Genomic DNA, 21210 nt, shown 5'->3' with positions numbered 1-21210 from the left:
ATGGCTCTCGCACGTCAACTCCAACGTGCTGAAGGTCAAGCTCGCCACGGCGATCGTGGGCATCTCCTCCGTACACCTGCTCCAGATGTTCGTGGACGTCCACCACACCTCCCGGCACGCCCTGCTGTGGGGGACGGTGATCCACATGGCCTTCATCGCCTCGGCGGCGATCCTCGCCTACATGTCGGGGCCGATGGTCGCGCAGGCGGACCGCGGCCACGCCGACCGCTCACAGCCCGGGCACGCGCAGGCAGAGCACGCGCGGGCCGTGGGCCGGGAGGAGAGCGAACACGGAGACCGGCACCGGACCCAGCCGGAACCCGAGGCCCCGGTGGCCACACCGGCCGTCCCTCGACAGCCCGACCCCGATGCCGACGCCGAGGCCCGGATCCGTGCCGCCGGCTTCCCCGCCCGCAAGCTGCTGGAGGACTTCGACCAGCAGCACCCCCGGAACCTCGACCGGGAGGCCGTGGCCCGGCTCGGCAAGGCGGAGTTCGTCGCCGCCCGGCGCAACGTGGTTCTCGTCGGGCCGCCCGGCACCGGCAAGACCCATCTCGCCGTCGCCTTGGGCGTCCGTGCCTGCCAGGCCGGGCACCGGGTGCTGTTCGCGACCGCCGCCGAGTGGGCCGCCCGCCTCACGGAAGCCCGGGCCGCCGGCCGGCTGGACGCGGAGCTGACCGCCCTCGACGATCACCCCCTCCTGATCGTCGACGAGATCGGCTACACGCCCTTCGACGCGGCGACCGCGAGCCTGTTCTTCCGGCTCGTCGCCCACCGCTACGAGCGGGCCTCGCTGATCGTGACCAGCGACCGCCCGCTCGGCCGCTGGGACGAGGTCTTCGGCCCGTCCGCCCCGGCGATGACGGACCGCCTGGCCCACCACGCCGACCTCGTGCGGCTCGACGGGGACAGCTACCGCACGCGCCGCGCTACGTCAGCGTGGGCAGACTGACGTTCTGGACCAGCGGGCCTTCGATGGAGACCCCCTCGGTGACCAGCGGCTCCACGGCGGCGACCGGCAGGGGCAGCGGCGGCGCGGGGGCCGCCGCGGCGGAGGGCACGAGCACCCCCACGAGCGCGACGGCACACAGAGCGACGGCGGGCAGGTTCTCACGCATGGGGACGGCACGGCCTTTCGGAGGATGACATCGGGGACGGCGGCACCGCACCGCGAGCCGGCCCGGGGACGCCTGGACCGGCCCGTGGCGTGCGCGGGAGCGGATCAGACCTGCGGTGTCTCCAGGACGAGGCCGGCGACGTCGATGCTCACCGCGGAGGCCGGAGTGGCGAGCCCCCCGAACGTCATCAGGGCGGCGGTGGCGAGGACGGCGGCGACTCGGCGGACAGCGCGCATGGGCGGATTTCCTTTCGGCGAGACTCACGGACACCCGGTGGCTGCCCCCGCGCGCACGGCGTGATGCGGCACGCCAGGGAAGGTCGCCCGAGCGTGGGAAATCCCCGGCGTGGCGTGCATGAACGCCCGCCCGCACCCGAACGGGTGACGCGGCCCGCCCCGTGCCGTCAGCCCGCGTCGTCGGCGAGCTCGGCGACCCCGGTGATCCGGTGCAGCGGATACGTACGGACCTCGTCCGCGGTGTGGTCGTACGCCGTGACGAAGCCGCCCTCGACGCGGACCGGGGCGATGACCCGCTGGCTGGCGGCGCCCTCGGCGTTGACATAGCCGATCCACAGGGCCTCGCCGGTCAGGACGGCGGCCTGCATCGTGGCGAGGGTCTCGGCGGCACCGGTGCGGGGCAGCTCGCCTTTGGCCGCCGGAGCCGCGCCCGGCTTGCGCGGGGCGGTGGAGGCCAGGTCGCCGGCCCGGATGGCGCGCAGCGCGGCCGACAGGAGGGTGTCGTCCGGGACGGGCGGGCCGTCCGGGACCGGCTCGGGCGGGGTACGGGGCGGGGTGCGGTGGGCCAGGGCGCGGGTGATCAGCACATCGCCCTCGGCGGACTCGGCGGCCGGCGCGAACCCCATCGCCCGCAGGCCTTCCAGCAGCCCCGCCGGGTCGGCCTGGGCGGCCAGCACGGTCGGGGCGAGCCGGCGCAGCCCGAGCCCGGCGGCCCGCTTGTCGGCGAGGATCTCGCTGAGCACCGCGTCGTCGTCGCAGCGCACGTACGCCGAGGCCGCTCCGACCCGCAGATGGCCGTGCCGGCGGGCCACGTCGTCGATCAGGTACGCCAGCGGCTGCGGCACCGGCGTGCGGGAGTGCGCCGCGAGGAAGGCGTGCAGGTCGGAGGCGGCCTGACCGGCGTCCAGCGCCCGCCGCACCGAGCCGGGCGTGAACCGGTAGACGGTCGCCCCGCCCTTGGACTCGACGTCCGCCAGCACACCCAGCATGTCCGCGAGCGGCCGCCGCAGAGGCCCGGGCGCCACCGCCGTCAGGTCGGCCTGGAGCAGCACGTGGTCCAGTGGTTCCGGCAGCAGCGGCGCGAGCAGCCGGGCCGCGGCGGCGGAGGCGACGGCCTGCTCGGCGGGGGAGAGGGCGGCGAGCGGGGCGGGGCGGTGATGGTGGTGGACGGGCAGCTTGTCCCCGGGACCGGACGGCTCCGCTTCCGGGCCCGGCGCGGGAGCCGCGGGCGCGCCCAGCAGTGCCCGGCCCTGGGCCGACAGCGCGCCCCGGCCGGTGACACCCAGCAGCTCCGCCTCGGACAGCGCCCACTCGGCGAGCCGGCCGCGCAGGTCGTCCTCGCGCCGTTCGCCGCGCAGGGGCCGCTCCCAGCGCAGCCGGGCCAGCACCGACCCGGCGGCGGGCGCGGCACCCTCCGGCAGCCCGGCGAGCAGCGCCAGCACCCGGTGCCGTACCTCGGGCGCCGCCGAGCGGTCCAGGCCGGGCCCGAGCGCCGACAACGTCCGGTCCTTGGCGTCCCGCCCGCCCACCAGACCGGCCGTCCGGGTCGCCGCGAGCCACGCCGTGACCAGCCGCGACCAGCGTTCGGCGGGCGGCTGCTCCAGCCACTCGTCATAGGCGGGGGTCGCCGCGTACCGCTCGTCGGCCTCGCCGTCCGAGGCGATCAGACCGGCCGCGTACGCCAGTTCCACCCAGAACGCGGCCGTCGGCTCGGGCACGTCGAGGGCGACGGCGGTCCGCTTCAGGTCCCGCACGCTCAGCCCGCCGGCCCGCAGCACCGCCGGCCCGCCCTCGTCCCAGTCCTTCAGCAGCTCCTCGACGGTCGCGAGCGCGGTGTACGCCTGACCGGCCGCGGTGCTGTCCACAACCTGTGGACGGTGCGCGGCCGCCGCCTCCACCACCGGTGGCACCGGCTCGGCCGCCCGGTGCGCCAGACCCCGCCGCAGATGCAGGGCGACCTCGCGCGGCAGGACGACCGTCCCGGGCGCCGTCGGAAGCAGCAGTCCGCGGTCCAGCAGCCAGCGCAGCCGGGGCGCCGGATCGTGCGTGACCTGCCCGTACGGCGGCCCCCACACCAGACGGTCCAGCACGTCGAGGGAGTCGGCCGGGGCGTCCGCGAGCAGCGCGGACATCCGGGCCCGGTCCGTGAACAGCCCGGCCAGGGCGGTCACCGCGGAGACCGAGTCGTGCGTCGAGGCCAGCCCGGCGGCCACGACGATCTCCTGGATCCGGCCCGGGGACATCCCGGCGGTGGCCTCCTGGACCGTCGGGCCGAGCCCCGTCGGCGAGGGGTGCTGCGGCGAGGGGGCCAGCAGCTCACGCGCCGTGCGGACCAGCCGCAGCCGGTCGTCGTCGCCCCACACCAGGGCCTGCTCGCGCAGCAGCCCGACGGCGTGCGGCAGGGCCGCGACCACGGCCGGGTCCGCGTCGTCCCCGGCCATGAGCCCCAGCAGTTCGCCGTACGTCGCCGGGTCGGCGGCCACGGCCAGCGCCTCCGCCGTCTGCAGCGCGAACCGGTCCAGCCGCTCCAGGGCCCGCACCACCGAGGCACGGGTGCCGGCGCGGGTCGCGAGCTGGGTGAGGTCGGTGGGGACCGGCGTGATGAGATCCGGGCGGCTGCGCAGGAGCGCGCCCAGCGAAGCATCGCCCCGCGCGCGGAGCGCTTCCGCGAGGGAGCGGGGGGCCGGGGGCCTGTCCTCGGTGCTCATCCGGTCAACGGTAGCGGGTCGCCCGCGGCGGCCGGGCCGACTGTGCGCGGCCTCGCCCCCCATACGCGGGACGGGTTTTTGGCCGCCCTGAGGGCACTCGCGGTACCGTCGTGCGACGGCGTCACGCAACGCACCCGCCCCGGAGGGGACTTCGTGGGGATTGAGAGCGACCAGGTCGTTTACGAGTATCTGAGCCGCGTCGGCGACGTGGCCCAGCAGCGGCAGTTGTCGTCGGCCACCCGCATGCGTCTGGTCGCGGACCTGCGCAACGAGATCGACAAGCGCCGCTCGAAGGCCACCGTCGACTCGCCCGCCGCCGTCCGCCGCATCCTGTCCCGCCTGGGCAGCCCCGACGACATCGTGACCGCGGCGGCGGGCGGCACGACCGGAGGGCCGCACGGCGCCGCCCCCGCCTCCGTCCCGGTGCAGCGCGAAACCGAGCCGGAGGAACGGGGCGAGCGGGCGAAGGGCGTCATGCGGCGCGTCGTACCGCGCCCCCGCCCGGCGCGGCCCGCCGAGGACCCGCACCCCGCGCCCTCGGACGGTGCGGCCCCGCCGCATCTGGCCGCCGGGCACGAACTCGGGGACAGCGCGCTCCAGCCGGACTGGTGGCGGGTGGAGAGCGGACCCTTCGGCGTGGGCGACGAGGTGCCGGGCTTCGTGGGCGGGGTGGAGCTGCCCGACCTGCTGAAACCGCCGGCACCTCGGAAGGCGCAGCAGGAGAAGCCCGACGCCGAGGAGACGGCCCCGGCCGTCGAGGCGGCGGTGGAGACCGGGAAGGGGAGCCGCCGCCGTCTCGCACGCCTCTCCGCCGGGAACTGGAGCAACCCGCTCCTCCTGATCGCCGCGGGTCTCCTCGTCGCCGGTGCCGTGCTCGGCAACTGGTTCGTCCTGCTGCTCGGCTGGCTGATCGCCTACGCCTCCCGCCGCCTCACCCAGGCCGAGACCAAGTGGGCGGTGGTGATCTTGCCCGGCCTCTCCCTGGCGGGGGGCCTGGTCTGGCTCTGGGGCCGGATGAACGGCCGCTGGGGCACCCCGATCGCCGAGGGCCACATGAACGCGGCGGTGTCGGAGACCTGGCCGTGGGTGGTCAGGGGCGCGGCGGTGGCATCGGCGCTGTTCCTGGTGTGGCGCTCACAGCGCTCGCGCTAGCGGGCACCCATGGGGCGCGTCGGCGCGTGGCCCTCACAGCGCTCGCGCCGGTGGGCACCCCCCGGGCGTCCGCCGATCACAGCCGGACGTCTGCCGTTCACACCGCCTGGGCACAATGGCCCATATGGCACTCACCGTCGGCTTCGACCTCGACATGACCCTCATCGACTCCCGGCCCGGCATCCGTGCCTGCTACCAGGCGCTGTCCGAGCGCACGGGCACGTACATCGACGCCGACCTGGCGGTCACGCGGCTCGGGCCGCCGCTGGCCGAGGAGCTGATCAACTGGTTCCCGGCCGAGGAGATCGCGGCCATGGCGGACCTGTACCGGGAGATGTACCCGACGATCGCCATCGCCGCGACCCCGGCCCTGACCGGCGCCCGGGAGGCCATCGCCGCCGTACGGGAGGCCGGCGGACGCGCGATAGTCGTCACCGCCAAGTACGAGCCCAACGCCAAACTGCACCTCGCCCACCTCGGCATCGAGCCCGACGCCGTCATCGGCGACCTGTGGGCCGAGCAGAAGGCGGAGGCGCTGCGCGAGCACGACGCGGGCGTCTACGTCGGCGACCACGTCGGGGACGTCCGCGGCGCACGGGCCGCCGGGGCCCTCTCGGTCGCGGTGGCCACCGGCCCCTGCCCGCCGGAGGAACTGCGCGCGGCGGGCGCGGACGTCGTCCTCGACGATCTGACCGAATTCCCGCGGTGGCTTTCGGACTACCGTCCCGCGCGCGCCTGACGCCGGCCCGCTGCCACGGAACGCAGCACTCCCGCACCGGCCATCAGGAATCCGACGGCCATGAGCATGCTCAATCCGAACATGTACGTCGGAAAGGGAGTCGTCCCGAGCAACAGCGGGGCGACCGTGACCAGTGTGGCCAGGGCGCCGATGAAGAACACGACGGCTCCGGCCCGGACCAGGCGGTCACCGGGAGCGGCGGAATTCGTTTGGGTTTTGTCACGCACCCGACCAGGGTAGTTCCCAGCGCGAAGGAACAACCGGGTGACGTCTTGTCACCGGCTCCAAGAGCATTAGCCTGGGTACCGGCGGGTCCGTACGACCCGCCCGAGTGCTATCAAGAGCCGTTTCCAGAAGCAGTTTTCCGACGAGTACGAGGACGAGGACAGACGTGCCTACCGGCAAGGTCAAGTGGTTCAACAGCGAGAAGGGCTTCGGCTTTCTCTCCCGTGACGACGGCGGCGACGTCTTCGTCCATTCCTCGGTCCTCCCCGCCGGAGTCGAGACGCTCAAGCCGGGCCAGCGAGTGGAGTTCGGCGTCGTCGCCGGACAGCGCGGCGACCAGGCGCTGTCCCTGGCGATCCTGGACCCGACTCCGTCCGTCGCCGCCGCGACCCGCAAGAAGCCGGACGAGCTGGCCTCCATCGTCCAGGACCTGACGACGCTGCTGGAGAACATCACGCCCATGCTGGAGCGGGGCCGCTACCCCGAGAAGACCGCGGGCAAGAAGATCGCCGGCCTGCTGCGCGCGGTCGCCGACCAGCTGGACGTCTGAGCCTCAGGGAAAGCGCAGCGCGTCCGGGCCGAGGGGCGGTACGAGTCCCTCGGCCGCCGCGCGGGTCAGCAGCCCGCGTACGGCCGCGTAACCGTCCTCGCCGAGCCCCGCGGTGAATTCGTTGACGTACAGCCCGATGTGCTGGTCGGCGACGGCCGGGTCCATCTCCTGGGCGTGCTCCATGACGTAGGGCCGGGACGCCTCGGGATCGTCCCAGGCGGCGCGCACGGACGTCCGGATGGAGTCGGCGAGCAGCCGCAGCTTCTGCTCCCCCAGCGACCGCTTGGCGATGATCGCGCCCAGCGGGATCGGCAGCCCGGTGGTGTTCTCCCAGTGCTCGCCCATGTCGGCCAGCTTGTGCAGTCCGTACTGGCCGTAGGTGAAGCGCGCTTCGTGGATCACGAGTCCCGCGTCGACCTTGCCGTCCCGCACGGCCGGCATGATCTCGTGGAACGGCATGACGACGATGTCGCCGACCCCGTCGGCCACGGTGTCCGCGGCCCACAGCCGGAACAGCAGATAGGCGGTCGACTTCTCGCTCGGCACGGCGACGGTCCGGCCGGTGAGCTCGGTGTCCGCCTCCCGCGTCAGCACCAGCGGCCCGCACCCGCGCCCCAGCGCGCCCCCGCAGGGCAGCAGGGCGTAGTCGTCGAGGACGTAGGGCAGCACGGCGTACGACACCTTCAGCACGTCGAACTCGCCGCGCTCGGCCATGCCGTTGGTGATGTCGATGTCGGCGAAGGTCACGTCGAGGGCCGGGGCGCCCGGGACCCGGTCGTGGGCCAGGGCGTCGAAGACGAACGTGTCGTTCGGGCAGGGCGAGTACGCGATCTGCAGCTGCTCAACTGTCATGCCGGTTCCAACCCTCCAGTACGGGCGCGAGCTTCCCGAACCCTTGCGTCAAGGCTGCCAGGGCGTCGGCGATCCGCCACGCGGCGCGGTCACGGGGCCCGACGGGATTGGAGATCGCCCGGATCTCCAGCACGGGCACCCCGTGCGCGGCGGCGGCCTCGGCGACGCCGAAGCCCTCCATGGCCTCGGCGAGGGCGGTGGGGTGCCGTTCGCGCAGCGCGGCGGCCCGGGCGGCCGTCCCGGTCACGGTCGACACGGTGAGGACGGCCCCGGTCCGGGCCCCGGTGGCATCGGCGACCCGCCGTACGAGATCCGCGGGCGGCTCATGCCTGACGGTCCCGAAGCCGAGCTCGGTGACCGGCACGAACCCGTCCTCGGTCTCGGCCCCCAGATCGGCCGCGACGATCCCGTCGGCGACGACGAGCGACCCCAGGGGCGCCTCGGGCTGGAACCCGCCGCCGATCCCGGCGGACACGACGAGGTCGTAGGGCTCGCCCCGCAGGGCGGCGGCCGTGAGGGCGGAGGCGGTGGAGGCGGCGGCGAGTGCCGGCCCGACACCTCCGGCGATCACCTCGATGCCGCTGTCACTCAGGCAGGCCTGGGCCACCGCGTCCCTCTCCACGGGAACAGCAGTGGCCACGAGCACCCGGCCAAGCCCAGCGGCAGCGATCAGGCGTCCTTCTTGAGCTTGAAGTTCCAGAGCCCGGACGCGTCCTTGTCGCCCTCCTTGATGGACACCAGCGTCGAGTTGCCCTGCGCGCCGTACTGGGCGTTGAAGAACACGCTGCCCGGAATCGTGCGGTAGGTCTTCGTGCTGGAGTCGGTCAGCGGCTGACCGTTCATCAGGATCGTCCAGCCCTCGTCGGCGATCTCGGGGTCGACCCCGAAGCGCACCGTCTCGTCGGGGTCGACGGAGATGGTCTTGATGCCCTTGTCCTTCAGGCACCCCGCGAGATCGGACTGCTTCAGGGCGTCGCCCTGGCCACCGCAGGTGGCCTCGGAGTTCACCGAGTCGCTGCCCACGGTGACCGTGGCCATCGGCGTCGGCTTGTCACAGGCCGACAGGACGAGCAGTCCGGCGGATACGACGCCGGCGACGGCGACGGCGCGGCGGCGTCGCACAACGGATTGCAACGTGTTCATGGGCGAAGGCTATCGGGCCCGCGCAGCGGACCGCCCACGCGGGGTACGGCTCCCTGGGAGAACCATCAGAAGGGCCCTATGCGGCCCGTGCGGCCCTACGCCACCCGCGCCCGTCCCGGGCTCCCGCGCCGGGCCGAGTCGATCAGCCCCCGCACGGTCGTCAGCCACCCGATGCCGACGATCGCGGCACCCACCGCCAGCCCGGCCGTGCCGTTGAGCGGCATCACGATGCCGATCGCGCCGCCCAGCACCCAGGACATCTGCAGCAGCGTCTCGGAGCGGGCGAAGGCCGACGTACGGACGAGTTCGGGCACGTCCCGCTGGATCAGCGCGTCCAGGGACAGCTTGGCCAGGGCCTGGGCGAACCCGGCGACGGCGGCCAGCGCTGCCACCAGCACCGCGCTGAAGAACACCGAGGCCGTGATCGCCGCGCCCGCCACGCAGGCCACGACCGTCACGATGATGATCTCCGGCGCCCGGGAGCGCAGCCACGCCCCGACGGCCGTACCGAGCGCGTTGCCCACACCCGCCGAGACGGCCACTATCCCCAGCGACACCGCGGCGCTCTGGCCGGAGACCGGGTGCTCGCGCAGCAGGAACGCCAGGAAGAAGATCAGGAATCCGGTCAGGCAGCGGATGGCGGCGTTGGCGGCCAGCGCGTGGGTGACGGCCGGGCCGACCGTGCGCAGCCCGGGCCGCTTGACCGGCTGCCGGTGCGGCCCGTGCAGGTGCTGCTCGTCCGCCGCCAGCAGCGCGCGGTCCTCGCCCTTGGCGGAGTCGACCTTCGGAGGCAGTGTGAACGACAGGACCGTCCCCGCCACGAAGAGCACGAAGGCGCCGAAGAGCGGCCAGCGCGGCCCGATCTGCTGGAGTCCGGCACCGACGGGCGCGGCGATGCCGGTGGCGAGGAGGCCGCCGAGGGTGACCCGCGAGTTGGCCTTCACGAGGGAGAACCGCGGCGGCAGCAGCCGGGGTACGACGGCACTTCTGACCACGCCGTACGCCTTCGACGAGACGAGGACGCCGAGCGCGGCCGGGTACAGCTCCAGGCCGCCGCTGACGACCGCGCCGGACAGCACGATCGCGAGCAGCGCCCGGGCCAGCATCGCGCCGGCCATGGCGGCGCGGCGGCCGTGCGGGAGACGGTCGAGGAGGGGGCCGATGACGGGGGCGAGGAGGGTGAAGGGCGCCATGGTGATGGCGAGGTAGAGCGCGACGCGCCCGCGCGCCTCGTCGGTGGGCACGGAGAAGAAGACGGTGGAGGCGAGGGCGACCGTGATCATGACGTCGCCGGCGCCGTTCACCCCGTGCAGTTCGATCAGCTTACCGAGGCCGGACTCGCCGGCGCCGTGCGCGTGGGTGGCCTTGCGGATGCCGCGGGCCGTGCCGGTCACCGGGAAGTGCAGGGCACGGCCGACCGTGCGGAAGAAGCCCACACGGCCCGGTCCGCCCGGTCGGATTTTTCCCTTGACCCCTTTCGACCCACCGGTCCCGGTGGCGCCCGGGGGTGTCTTCGCGGCTGCCACGACGTCATAGTGCCCCGATAAGGCCGTGGGTAGTGCCATTACCGCTTGTATAGGGCCTGTGGGGTGACTGTCGGGGGCGGCGGCTCGGGGTCCGGTGGGCGGCGCAATAGGACCGTCGGTGTACGCGACGTGGGGCGGAAGGGTAGCGTGCGTATCTCAGCCATCCCGCAAAATGGATGAAGGACGTCGACGCGGTCCCCCGGTCCGCTCCGTCCGCCCCCGCGCCGGGAGTGGCGCACTCGTGAGACGGCGTATGGAGAGAAGCGATACCTGTGAGCGCAGCGACAACGCGAAGCCGCACCCCTGACCGTCTGTGCGCCGAGGCCGTCGACCTCGCACGCGCCGCAGCCGAGGAGGCCGCCGCGCCAGGAATCGTCGGCGAGCACGTGGGGCTGGTCTCCGAGGGGGACCGCGTTGTCACGCACTTCTTCGAGTGCCGGGAGCTCGGGTACCGGGGCTGGCGCTGGGCCGTGACGGTGGCCCGGGCCTCCCGGGCGAAGATCGTCACGGTGGACGAGGCGGCCCTGCTGCCCGGACCGGACGCGGTGCTGGCCCCCGAGTGGGTGCCGTGGAGCGAGCGGCTGCGGCCCGGCGACATGGGGCCCGGCGATCTGCTGCCCACCGACGCCGAGGACCTGCGGCTGGAGCCGGGCTACTCGGGCGAGGACGAGCCGGCGCCGAACGTCCCGGTGTCGCACGAGTTGGCCGACCTGGTCGAGGCGGAGGACGCCGACCTCACTCCGGGCTCCGCGTCCGGCTTCACGGTGGCCCCCTCCCGCGGTTCGATCCCCGCGGTCGCCGAGGAACTGGGCATGCGCCGGGCCCGCGTCCTGTCCCGCTACGGCCTGCACAGCGCGGCCGACCGCTGGGAGGAGGCCTTCGGCCCCAAGACCCCCATGGCCCAGTCGGCCCCCGCGGCCTGCGTCAGCTGCGGCTTCCTCGTCCCCATCGGCGGCTCCCTCGGCCAGGCCTTCGGCGCCTGCGCCAACGAGTTCTCCCCGGCCGACGGCCGTCTGGTCTCCCTCTCCTACGGCTGCGGCGGCCACTCCGAGGCCGCGGTCATGCCCCGCCCGCCCCAGCCGCCCGCCCCGGTCATCGACGAGACCCGGGTCGACCCGTTCCCGCTGCGCCCGGCCCCGGACTCCGGCTCGGTGACGCCGACGGCGGACGCGGACACGGAGGAACTGGGGCACTCCTAGCCCCCACGTCCTCAGGGCACCGCCCGCCCGGCCGCCCGGGCCGGGCGGGCGCACGCCGTCCGCTCCTCAGGCGGTACCTTCTCCTCACGTCCACGAGGAGAAGGAACGGAACGTGAGCAGCAAGTTCGTGCGGCCCGCCGCCGAGGGGGCCGATCCGTTCGGTACCGCCCGTCTGCGGCGCGGTGTCCTCGACGCCTGGGCCACCAGCCCCGCCCGGTTCCGTGAGGACGCCAACGCCGAGGAGGACCTGGTCCTCGGCGGCTACCGGGACCGGCTCGTCGTGGAACTCGCCCAGAACGCGGCCGACGCCGCCGCCCGGGCCGGAGTACCGGGGCGGCTGCGGCTCACCCTGCGCGACGACGTGCTCGTCGCCGCCAACACCGGCGCCCCGCTGGACGCCGCCGGGGTCGAGTCGCTGTCCACACTGCGGGCGTCGGCCAAGCGGGACACCGGGGACACGTCTTCCGTGGGGCGTTTCGGAGTCGGGTTCGCCGCCGTGCTGTCCGTCACCGACGAGCCCGCCGTCGTCGGCCGGCACGGCGGTGTGCGGTGGTCGCTGGCCGAGGCCAGGGCACTGGCCGCCGAGACCGCCCGGCACAGCCCCGGCCTCGGGGACGAGGTCCGGCGGCGGGACGGGCACGTACCCCTGCTGCGGCTGCCGTACGCCGCCGAGGGCACCGCCCCCGCCCCCTACGACACCGCCGTGATCCTGCCGCTGCGGGACACCCCGGCCGCCGATCTCGCCGAGCGTCTGCTGCGCGCCGTCGACGACGCCCTGCTGCTCACCCTCCCAGGACTCGAAGAGCTGGTCGTCGAGATCAACGGGGAGAGCCCGCGCACCCTCACCCGCCGCACCGACGGTCCCTTCACCGTCGTCGACGACTCCGCCCACGGCGTCACCCACTGGCGCACCGCCGCCGCCCACGGCCCCCTCACCCCCGACCTCCTCGCCGACCGGCCCGTCGAGGAGCGGCTGCGGCCCCACTGGTCCGTCACCTGGGCCGTGCCCGTGGCCAGCGACGGCAGCCCGGCCCGGCCCGGCACCAACGCGGTCGTGCACGCGCCCACCCCCAGCGACGAGCCGCTCGGCGTCCCGGCCCTGCTCATCGCCTCGTTCCCACTGGACTCCACCCGCCGGCACGCCGCCCCCGGCCCGCTCACCGACTTCCTCGTCGAGCGCGCGGCCGACGCCTACGCCGAACTCCTCGGCGACTGGCGGCCGGTGACGTCCGGGATCATCGACCTCGTGCCGGGCCCGCTCGGCAAGGGCGAACTGGACGGCGCCCTGCGCCAGGCGATCCTTGAGCGGCTGCCGCGGACCTCTTTCCTGCCGCCCGCGCTCCCACCGCGCGAGGACGACGAGCTGCCGGAATCCCTGCGGCCCCGTGACGCCGAGGTCGTCGAGAGCGCGGGTGCGGACACCGTGCGGGTGCTCGCCGAGGTGCTCCCCACCCTGCTGCCCGCCGGTCTTGAGCGCCGTGCCGAGCTGCGGACCCTCGGCGTCGCCCGCGTCCCGCTGACCGACGCGATCGACAGGCTGGCCGGTCTGGAGAAGGAACCCGGTTGGTGGCGGCGGCTCTACGACAGCCTGGCCGGGATCGACCCGGACCGCCTGTCGGGGCTCCCGGTGCCCCTGGCGGACGGCCGTACGACCATCGGGCCCCGGCAGGTGCTGCTGCCCGGCGCGGAGACCGCGCGCATCGACCCCGAGGTGCTCGCCCGGCTCGGCCTCAAGGTCGCCCACCCGGACGCCGCCCACCCGATCCTGGAGAAGCTCGGCGCCCTGCCCGCGACACCCCGGGCGGTCCTCACCACCCCGCAGGTGCGGGTCGCCGTCGCCGCGTCCCTGGACGACGACGGCGGGGTGAACTGGGAGGAGGACTCCCTCGACGCCGAGGAACTGGCCGACACCGTGCTCGCCCTGGTGCGGGACGCCGGCCTGGAGCCCGGTGACGAGCCCTGGCTCGGTGCGCTCGCCCTGCCCGACGAGGACGGCGAACCGGCCCCGGCCTGCGAACTCGTCTTCCCCGGCGGGCCCTTCGCCCAGGTCATGCGCGAGGGCGAACTCGCCTCGGTGGACGCGGAGCTGGCCGCCAAGTGGGGCGAGCAGCCCCTCGCCGCCTGCGGTGTCCTGGTGGACTTCGTGATCGTCCGCGCCACCGACGTCGTCCTCGACCCGGACGAACTGGAGCCCCGCGAGGGCGACTTCGCCGAGCCGGACGACGCGGGCCTGCTGGATGCCGTCGACGTGTGGTGCGAGGACGTCCTCGACCGCTTCCCGGACAGCCCGGTGCCGCCGGTCGCCACCGAGATCATCGCCGTGCGGGACCTGGATCTCGTGGACGAGGACAAGTGGGCGCAGGCGCTGACGCTGCTGTCCCGGCCGCCGCTCAGGGACGCGATCGTGCAGCCCGTGCGGATCCTGCTGCCGGACGGGACGCACGAGGTCGTCCGTCCGTACACCGCGTGGTGGCTTCGCGGGAACCCGGTGCTCGACGGCCGCCGCCCGGCCGGCCTCAGGGCCGCCGGGGGCGATCCGCTGCTGCGCGGGCTGTACGACGAGGCCGACGCGACCGGGTTCGAGGACGAGCAGGTGCTGCGGGCGCTGGGGGTGCGGACGTCCGTCGCCGCGCTGCTGGACGAGCCCGGCGGTGCCGCCGAGCTGCTCGACCGGCTCGCCGACCCCGAGCGGGACGTGACGGGCGCCCAACTGCACGCCCTGTACGGGTCGCTGGCCGATCTGGACCCCGAGCAGGTGACCCTGCCGGACGATGTGCGGGCCGTCGTCGACGGCCGGGTGGAGGTCGTGGACGCGGCCGACGCGGTGGTGTGCGACTCGCCCGACCTGCTGCCGTTCACCGAGGGCGTGCCGCTGCTTCCCGTGCGCCCGTCACGCGCCGCCGAGCTGGCCGAACTGTTCCAGGTGCGGCGGCTGAGCGAGTCGGTCACCGGGGAGGTCACCTCCGAGGGCACCGAGCACGACGTGCCGGAGCCGGTGCGGGTGCTGCTCGGCCGGCGGACCCCGTCCTCCTACGTCGAGCACGAGGAACTCGTCGTCGACGGTGTGGAGATCGACTGGCGGCTCACCGACGACGGCGTCCTGCACGCCGCGACCCTGGAGGGCGTCGCAGCGGGGCTCGCCTGGGCGGCGGGGCAGTGGCCGCGGCGGTTCGAGGTGGCAGCTCTGCTGGAGGACCCCTCCCGCACGGACGAACTGGCGCGGGACCGGTGGTTCGACTGAGCCGGTGGTGAGGTACGGCTTCGGGGTCGTACGGCAGTTGGTGAAAACTCCCGCACATTTTTTTCACCTGTCGTACAACCATGCGCCTCACTGGAGTATCTGATCACTTGAGTCAACAGACTCCACGATCACTTGGACCCCGAGAGCCGACGACGAGCACCGGGGCCCCTCTCCACCTGGAGAACGCATGCGTATCCGAGCCACCGTGGCCGCCGTCACCGGCGCCCTGGCCCTTTCCGCCCTTGCCGTGCCGGCCGCACAGGCCGCCGAGCCGAGGGTTCCCGCAGACATCGCCGCCGCGAGCGAGGTCCTCCACGCCGACTCCGGCCGGTCGGCCTTCACCGGCGCCGTGGACGGCGAGGCGATCGCCCTGAACGCGACCTTCTCCAACGTGAAGGTCAACAACGGCAAGAACATCGCCGTCGGCACCACCAACCTGGTCAAGGTCCCCGTCTCCTTCACCCTGACCCACGGCCAGGAAGTGGACATCCACGCCGCGGACTTCTTCGCGGGCGTCGAGCTGTACCGCGGTGCCTCGTTCGAGGAGACGGCCTTCTACTTCGACAGCAACGACGCGACCTGCACGGACTCCTCCGCGACCGTCGCGAGCTGCAAGGCCACCGTCGAGATCGACCCGTTCGCGCTGCTGAACGAGGACGCCGGCTCGTGGAAGGCGGCCGCGTTCGCGGTCGCGTTCAACGGTGAGGACCCGGAGAACCCGAACCTGGACAACGTCGGTGTCGCGGTGAAGGACCCGACGAACTCCTTCAAGCTCCAGCGCTACTCCAAGCTGACGGTCAACGCCTCGCCGGAGCCGGTGAAGAAGGGCAAGACCATCACGGTCACCGGCAAGCTGTCCCGTGCCAACTGGGACGACAACAAGTACCACGGTTACACCAACCAGTCGGTGAAGCTGCAGTTCCGCAAGAAGGGCAGCGACACCTACACCACCGTCAAGACCATCAAGTCCAACAGCACGGGCGAGCTGAAGACCACCGTCACCGCCTCGACGGACGGCTACTTCCGCTACTCCTTCGCGGGCACCACGACCACCCCGGCGGTCAACGCCGCGGGTGACTTCGTCGACGTGCAGTAAGACACCGCCCAGCGACGACACCGCCGGTCCCGGAGCCATGCCGGGGCCGGCGGCGCCGTCTCCACGCCGTGCATATGCCACGAGCGCGTCAAACGTTGCGGATGAGACGGCAAAACCCGGCCGGGCCCTACAACCCTGTCCGGGGTTCGTGAATCTGATCTTCCGAGTCAGTCAGACTCCTAGCTCACTTCTCCTCCTGGGGAACACATGCACATGCGAGCCACCGTGGCCGCCGTCTCCGGCGCCCTGGCCCTCTCCGCCCTCGTCGTTCCGGCCGCGCACGCCGCCGACGCCCCGTCCGGCAAGCAGGCCTTCAGCTCCGCGTCGGCCGACGCGGGTACGGGCGCCACCGCCTCGACCCTCGACGTCACCTTCTCCGACGTGAAGGTCAACAGCGGCAAGAACATAGTCGTCGGCACCACCAACGTGGTGAGCGTGCCGGTCACCTACTCCGTGACCCACGCCGCCGACCTCGACACCAGCTCCGACAACTTCGCCACCGGCCCGCTGATCTACCACGGCTCCTCGGTCGACACCGCGGACAACCTCTTCATCAGCGACGACCCGGCCACCTGCACCGCCGCCTCCTCGACGGTCCTCAACTGCAAGGGCGTCATCACCATCCGCCCGGCCGACGGCGACCTGTTCAACTCCGACGCCGGCACCTGGGGCGCCGGTGCCCTCGCCGTCACCAGCAACGACGAGGAGAAGATGCAGGGCGGCCTCGGCACCACCAAGGTCCAGCGCTACTCCAAGCTGACCGTCAACGCCGGCCCCGAGCCCGTCACCAAGGGCAAGACCATCACGTCCACGGGCAAGCTCTCCCGCGCCAACTGGGAGGACAACGCCTACCACGGCTACACCAACCAGCCGGTCAAGCTCCAGTTCCGCAAGGCGGGCACCAGCACGTACAGCACCGTCAAGACGGTGACCTCCGACCAGTACGGCAACGTGAAGGCCACCGCCACCGCCCAGTACGACGGCTACTGGCGCTTCAGCTTCGCCGGCACGACGACCACCCCGGCCGTCAACGCCACGGGCGACTACGTCGACGTGAAGTAAAGCCGCCCCGAAAGGGGCGCGGGGAACTGCGCGACCAGCCACCACGGGGCCGCGCTCAAGCAGGCACGCGGCGGTCCACCCACCTCCACAGAACTTCGAGGGTGGCCGCCGCGACCACGGCGATGCCGACCGCGATCCACGGGATCGTCATCCCCACCAGCTTCAGCGCGAAGAAGTGCTGCAGCCACGGCACGACCAGCACCACCAGGAACGCCCCGGCCATCGACGCGACCAGGGCGACCCGCCACCAGGTGTACGGGCGGGCGATGATCGCCAGTACCCACATCGAGATGAGGAACAGCGTGAGCGTCGCCGCGCTGGTCTCCGCGTCCAGCGCCCCCGCCCCCGCGTAGTGCTCCCGGGCGATCAGGTACGTCGCGAACGTCGCCAGCGCCGCCACGACCCCGCCCGGGATCGCGTACCGCATGACCCGCCGCACGAAGTTCGGCTTCGCACGCTCCTTGTTGGGCGCGAGCGCCAGGAAGAACGCCGGGATGCCGATGGTCAGCGTCGACAGCAGGGTCAGATGGCGCGGCAGGAACGGGTACTCCACCTGCGAGCACACCACCAGCACGGCCAGCAGCACCGAGTACACCGTCTTGACGAGGAACAGCGTCGCCACCCGCGTGATGTTGCCGATGACCCGGCGCCCCTCGGCGACCACCGACGGCAGCGTCGCGAAGCTGTTGTTCAGCAGCACGATCTGCGCCACCGCCCGGGTCGCCTCCGACCCGGAGCCCATCGCCACACCGATGTCGGCGTCCTTCAGGGCGAGCACGTCGTTCACCCCGTCACCGGTCATCGCGACCGTGTGCCCGCGCGACTGCAGCGCTCCCACCATGGTCCGCTTCTGCTGCGGGGTGACCCGTCCGAACACCGTGCCGTCGTCCAGGGCGTCGGCCATCCCGTTCTGCTCCGCGGGCAGCCGCCGCGCGTCCACGGTGCTGCCCGACAGCCCGAGCTTGGCGGCGACCGCGCCGACCGACACCGCGTTGTCGCCGGAGATGACCTTGGCCCGGACGTTCTGGTCGGCGAAGTAACGCAGGGTGTCGGCGGCGTCCGGCCGCAGCCGCTGCTCCAGCACGACCAGGGCGGTGGGCTGCGCCCCCTGCGCCACCTCGGGATCGTCCAGGGCGCGCGTGACCCGGGCGAGCAGCAGCACCCTCAGGCCCTGCTCGTTCAGCCGTCCGGTCTCGGCCAGGGCCGGATCGTCCTCCGCCAGCAGCACGTCGGGCGCGCCGAGCAGCCACCGGCCGGACTGTCCGTCGCCCTCGTCGAACCCGGCGCCGCTGTACTTGCGGGCCGAGGAGAACGCCAGGGCCTCGGTGCAGCGCCAGTCCTCGACGGCCGGGTAGGTGTCGATGATCGCCTTCAGGGAGGCGTTCGGCCGCGGGTCCGACTCGCCGAGCGCGCCGAGCACCTTGCGTACGTACGTCTCGTCGGCGCCCTGGAGGGGCCGCAGCTCGGTGACGTCCATGCCGCCCTCGGTGAGGGTGCCGGTCTTGTCCAGGCAGACGGTGTCGACGCGGGCCAGCCCCTCGATCGCGGGCAGCTCCTGCACCAGACACTGCTTGCGGCCGAGCCGGATCACGCCGATGGCGAAGGCGACCGAGGTGAGCAGGACGAGCCCCTCGGGGACCATCGGGACGATGCCGCCGACCGTGCGGGCGACCGAGTCGTCGAAGGCGTTCTCCTTCACGAACAGCTGGCTGACAACCAGGCCGATCGCGGTCGGGACCATCATCCACGTGACGTACTTGAGGATCGTGGAGATGCCCGACCGCAGCTCGGACTGGACGAGGGTGAAGCGCGAGGCCTCCTCGGCGAGCTGGGCGGCGTAGGCCTCACGGCCGACCTTCGTCGCCTGGAAGGCCCCGCCGCCCGCCACCACGAAGCTGCCCGACATGACCTGGTCGCCGGGCTGTTTCACGACCGGGTCGGCCTCGCCCGTGAGCAGCGACTCGTCGATCTCAAGACCGTCCGCCTCGACACAGACCCCGTCGACGACGACCTTGTCCCCGGGACCGATCTCGATCAGGTCGTCCAGCACGATCTCGGACGTGCTGACCTGCGCGGCGGTCCCGTCGCGGCGCACGGTGGGCCTGACCTCGCCGATCAGCGCGAGGGAGTCCAGCGTCTTCTTCGCCCGCCACTCCTGGACGATCCCGATGCCGGTGTTCGCGAGGATCACGAAGCCGAAGAGGCTGTCCTGGATCGGCGCGACCACCAGCATGATCAGCCACAGCACGCCGATGATCGCGTTGAAGCGGGTGAAGACGTTCGCCCGGACGATGTCGACGGTGGAGCGGCTGCTGCGCACCGGCACGTCGTTGACCTGCCCGCGCTCCACCCGTTCGGCGACCTGAGCACCGGTCAGGCCGGTCTCGCGGGAGGTGACCGTCGCCGGCCGCGCGGAGTCGGGCCGGGCACCCGCGTCGAGATGCGTCATGCATTCGACGGTACGTGCGGATTTGCCGCTTCACCCGCTGAATGTGGTGAAGATCCGACCTGGGAAGGACGGACTTCGGGCCGTGGTCGTACGGCAGTTGTACACCGTCGGACCACGGTGCCACGTCCCGGTGTCAGCCCGCCCGGTGGGCCGTGAGGAGCAGGTACTCCCACTCCAGGGCGGTCGCGCCCGTGCCCGTTCCCAGGTCCCCGTCGCGGGCGAGGTCCACCAGGGCGCTGTCGAGGGCGGCGGCGCGTCCGGGTTCACCGGCGAGGTTCTTGTAGACGCTGATCGTGGGGCCGTAGCGCTCCTTGAAGTAGTCGCGGAACGCCTCGGGCGTCCCGAAGCGGTCGACGCGGACCGTGCGGCGCTCGGCACGGACGTCCGTGGCCCGGTCGCCGAGGAGGGCGCGGACGTGGTCCTCGTCCCCCCACAGCGGTGGCGGCTGGGCTCCGGGCGGGGGCGGGGGTGCGTACGGCTTCATCACGGCGAACATCCGGCCGATGAAGCCCTGGGGCGTCCAGCTCAGCAGTCCGATGGTGCCGCCCGGACGGCAGACCCGGACGAGTTCGTCGGCGGCCTGCTGGTGGTGCGGGGCGAACATGACGCCGACGCAGGACAGCACGGTGTCGAACTCCGCGTCGCCGAACGGCAGCGCCTCGGCGTCGGCCTCCTGCCAGGTGAGGTGCGCCCCCTGCTTTTCGGCCGCCCGCCGGCCGGCGTCGAACAGCTCCGGCGTCAGGTCGGAGGCCACCACGTCCGCACCGGCCAGGGCCGCCGGGATCGCGGCGTTGCCGGAGCCGGCTCCCACGTCCAGCACCCGAAGGCCGGGGCGCACTCCGCACGCCTCGACCAGGATCGCTCCCAGCTCGGGGATGACCTCGGCGGCCAGGGACGGGTAGTCGCCCTGGGCCCACATCGCCCGGTGCTTGGACTTCAGGGCACGGTCGGCCTCGACCGCGCTGTTCTGCGTCGTCATCGCTGCGCTCCTCACCGGTCGGGCGGCGGTTGCGCGCCGACGGTTTTCGAGCGTTCGCCGCCATCTCCTGAGCGTAGGGAGGGGGCGGGCGGGTGTCTCGTCGGAGAGTGCGGGTCGGTGTCTTCGCATGACGCCGGGTGGGGGTGCGCGTCTTCGCCCGGCGCCGGGTAGGGGTCGGGGCCGCGCCGGGGGGTGTCCGTCCTCGGAACGTCGCGATGGGGTTGCGTGCCGGCTGACTGTTCGTTGACGCGACAACCGCTGCGGGCGGACACCCCCCGACACGGCCCCTTCTCGCCGTTCGCGGGTGCGGGTGCGTAGAGGCTCGGGCTACTGCGGCGTGGGAGAGGCCGTCGTGTCGTGGGCCGCCGCCCGCTTGATCGCGGCGTCGCGCTTGCGGACGTACCAGATGCCGATCAGGCCCAGCCCGCCGCCGGCCAGGCAGGTCCACACCCACCAGGTGTGACCGTGATCGTCGAACCAGCCGTAGAAGGGGAGCTGGACCAGGAAGAGGACGAACCACAGGATGGTGCCGCCGGTGATGGTGGCGACCACGGGGCCCTCCAGGGGCTCCGGCGCCTCGTGTCTGGGGGTCCACTTCGCCATGGGGACAGCTTACGAGGCGAACTGGTCTACGCGCGGAGATGGCCGATGGGGACTTTATATGTTCATACTGAAACGGTTTATGTCTGACCACTTCTCTTCGTAGGAAACACCAAACACATGTCCTCCTCGGCTCCCGCCAAGGTCCCCGCCCCTGAACAACCGGGAGCCGGGCGCACGTACGGCGCACTCGACCGCTTCTTCCGGATCTCCGAGCGGGGCAGCACCCTGCCCCGCGAGGTCCGGGGCCGACGAACACCAGCCACAGCGGCGCGAACACGGTCACGACGGCGAAGGCGCAGGTCAGCCGCAGATCGCGGCGGTGCCGCAGTTCC

19 protein-coding genes are annotated in these 21210 nt (G+C 72.9%); 8 read left to right on the top strand and 11 right to left on the bottom strand.

The window, feature by feature from the left end; all coding sequences use genetic code 11:
• The coding region (gene istB, locus ABT116_RS25540; protein WP_351638021.1) for an IS21-like element helper ATPase IstB at positions 1 to 952 on the top strand (952 nt) is incomplete at its 5' end.
• On the opposite strand, the gene ABT116_RS25535 is transcribed toward istB, so the two are convergent.
• The 3 genes from ABT116_RS25535 to ABT116_RS25525 all read right to left on the bottom strand — a co-directional run bounded on the left by ABT116_RS25535 (position 930) and on the right by ABT116_RS25525 (position 4062).
• The gene (locus ABT116_RS25535) at positions 930 to 1118 is read right to left on the bottom strand and encodes a hypothetical protein (RefSeq protein ID WP_351638015.1); all 189 of its coding nucleotides are present in this window, start codon (positions 1116 to 1118) and stop codon (positions 930 to 932) included. The genes istB and ABT116_RS25535 overlap by 23 nt on opposite strands.
• 104 nt (positions 1119 to 1222) lie before the next feature.
• On the bottom strand, positions 1223 to 1354 hold the full coding sequence (locus ABT116_RS25530; protein ID WP_351638010.1) for a hypothetical protein: 132 nt from the start codon (positions 1352 to 1354) through the stop codon (positions 1223 to 1225).
• Positions 1355 to 1521: 167 nt separating this feature from the next.
• The gene (locus tag ABT116_RS25525) at positions 1522 to 4062 is read right to left on the bottom strand and encodes a helicase-associated domain-containing protein (protein ID WP_351638004.1); all 2541 of its coding nucleotides are present in this window, start codon (positions 4060 to 4062) and stop codon (positions 1522 to 1524) included.
• Between the two features lie 153 nt (positions 4063 to 4215).
• Between ABT116_RS25525 and ABT116_RS25520 the strand changes: the two genes are divergently transcribed.
• Positions 4216 to 5214 (top strand): hypothetical protein, encoded by a 999-nt coding sequence (locus ABT116_RS25520; RefSeq protein ID WP_351638001.1) that lies wholly within the window; start codon positions 4216 to 4218, stop codon positions 5212 to 5214.
• Between the two features lie 115 nt (positions 5215 to 5329).
• Complete coding sequence (locus tag ABT116_RS25515; RefSeq protein ID WP_351637998.1) at positions 5330 to 5953, top strand: HAD family hydrolase; 624 nt, start codon at positions 5330 to 5332, stop codon at positions 5951 to 5953.
• Here ABT116_RS25515 and ABT116_RS25510 read toward each other — a convergent pair.
• Entirely contained in the window at positions 5932 to 6180 is a 249-nt protein-coding gene (locus ABT116_RS25510) for a hypothetical protein (RefSeq protein ID WP_053672617.1), read from the bottom strand. The two genes, ABT116_RS25515 and ABT116_RS25510, sit on opposite strands and share 22 nt — an antisense overlap.
• Positions 6181 to 6344: 164 nt before the next feature.
• Between ABT116_RS25510 and ABT116_RS25505 the strand changes: the two genes are divergently transcribed.
• Positions 6345 to 6728, top strand: a complete 384-nt coding sequence (locus tag ABT116_RS25505) for a cold-shock protein (protein ID WP_003991106.1) — start codon at positions 6345 to 6347, stop codon at positions 6726 to 6728.
• Positions 6729 to 6731: 3 nt separating this feature from the next.
• Here the strand turns inward: ABT116_RS25505 and ABT116_RS25500 are convergent, their stop codons facing one another.
• The 4 genes from ABT116_RS25500 to ABT116_RS25485 form a co-directional block, all read right to left on the bottom strand.
• Positions 6732 to 7580 (bottom strand): 1,4-dihydroxy-6-naphtoate synthase, encoded by an 849-nt coding sequence (locus ABT116_RS25500; RefSeq protein ID WP_351637995.1) that lies wholly within the window; start codon positions 7578 to 7580, stop codon positions 6732 to 6734.
• Positions 7570 to 8220 carry a futalosine hydrolase gene (locus ABT116_RS25495; protein WP_351637992.1) on the bottom strand — a complete coding sequence of 217 codons (651 nt, stop codon included), beginning with the start codon at positions 8218 to 8220 and terminating at the stop codon, positions 7570 to 7572. Before ABT116_RS25495 ends, ABT116_RS25500 begins: the two co-directional genes overlap by 11 nt.
• 29 nt (positions 8221 to 8249) lie before the next feature.
• On the bottom strand, positions 8250 to 8723 hold the full coding sequence (locus ABT116_RS25490; RefSeq protein WP_351637987.1) for a DUF2771 domain-containing protein: 474 nt from the start codon (positions 8721 to 8723) through the stop codon (positions 8250 to 8252).
• A 95-nt stretch (positions 8724 to 8818) separates the two neighbouring features.
• The gene (locus ABT116_RS25485) at positions 8819 to 10249 is read right to left on the bottom strand and encodes an MFS transporter (protein ID WP_351637981.1); all 1431 of its coding nucleotides are present in this window, start codon (positions 10247 to 10249) and stop codon (positions 8819 to 8821) included.
• A gap of 272 nt (positions 10250 to 10521) precedes the next feature.
• On the opposite strand from ABT116_RS25485, the gene ABT116_RS25480 reads away from it, so the two are divergent.
• The 4 genes from ABT116_RS25480 to ABT116_RS25465 all read left to right on the top strand — a co-directional run bounded on the left by ABT116_RS25480 (position 10522) and on the right by ABT116_RS25465 (position 16847).
• Positions 10522 to 11448, top strand: coding sequence for a DUF3027 domain-containing protein (locus tag ABT116_RS25480; protein ID WP_351637975.1), 927 nt, complete (start codon positions 10522 to 10524; stop codon positions 11446 to 11448).
• Between the two features lie 112 nt (positions 11449 to 11560).
• Positions 11561 to 14689, top strand: coding sequence for a sacsin N-terminal ATP-binding-like domain-containing protein (locus tag ABT116_RS25475; RefSeq protein ID WP_351637972.1), 3129 nt, complete (start codon positions 11561 to 11563; stop codon positions 14687 to 14689).
• A gap of 187 nt (positions 14690 to 14876) precedes the next feature.
• On the top strand, positions 14877 to 15785 hold the full coding sequence (locus tag ABT116_RS25470; RefSeq protein WP_351637969.1) for a hypothetical protein: 909 nt from the start codon (positions 14877 to 14879) through the stop codon (positions 15783 to 15785).
• 207 nt (positions 15786 to 15992) lie between these two features.
• Positions 15993 to 16847 (top strand): hypothetical protein, encoded by an 855-nt coding sequence (locus ABT116_RS25465; RefSeq protein WP_351637965.1) that lies wholly within the window; start codon positions 15993 to 15995, stop codon positions 16845 to 16847.
• Positions 16848 to 16902: 55 nt separating this feature from the next.
• Here ABT116_RS25465 and ABT116_RS25460 read toward each other — a convergent pair whose 3' ends face one another.
• The 3 genes from ABT116_RS25460 to ABT116_RS25450 all read right to left on the bottom strand — a co-directional run bounded on the left by ABT116_RS25460 (position 16903) and on the right by ABT116_RS25450 (position 20878).
• Positions 16903 to 19296, bottom strand: a complete 2394-nt coding sequence (locus tag ABT116_RS25460) for an HAD-IC family P-type ATPase (RefSeq protein ID WP_351637964.1) — start codon at positions 19294 to 19296, stop codon at positions 16903 to 16905.
• A 133-nt stretch (positions 19297 to 19429) separates the two neighbouring features.
• A complete protein-coding gene (locus ABT116_RS25455; RefSeq protein ID WP_351637961.1) occupies positions 19430 to 20275 on the bottom strand; it encodes a class I SAM-dependent methyltransferase in 846 nt (281 codons plus the stop codon).
• A 327-nt stretch (positions 20276 to 20602) separates the two neighbouring features.
• Positions 20603 to 20878, bottom strand: coding sequence for a DUF2530 domain-containing protein (locus ABT116_RS25450; protein WP_351637958.1), 276 nt, complete (start codon positions 20876 to 20878; stop codon positions 20603 to 20605).
• Positions 20879 to 21210: the final 332 nt, after the last annotated feature.

The organism is Streptomyces sp. NPDC002130 (assembly GCF_040296465.1).
In the GTDB taxonomy this organism is placed as follows: domain Bacteria; phylum Actinomycetota; class Actinomycetes; order Streptomycetales; family Streptomycetaceae; genus Streptomyces.
The sequence above is the reverse complement of the archived record's forward strand: the minus strand, read 5'-3'. Positions and strand labels throughout refer to the sequence as shown.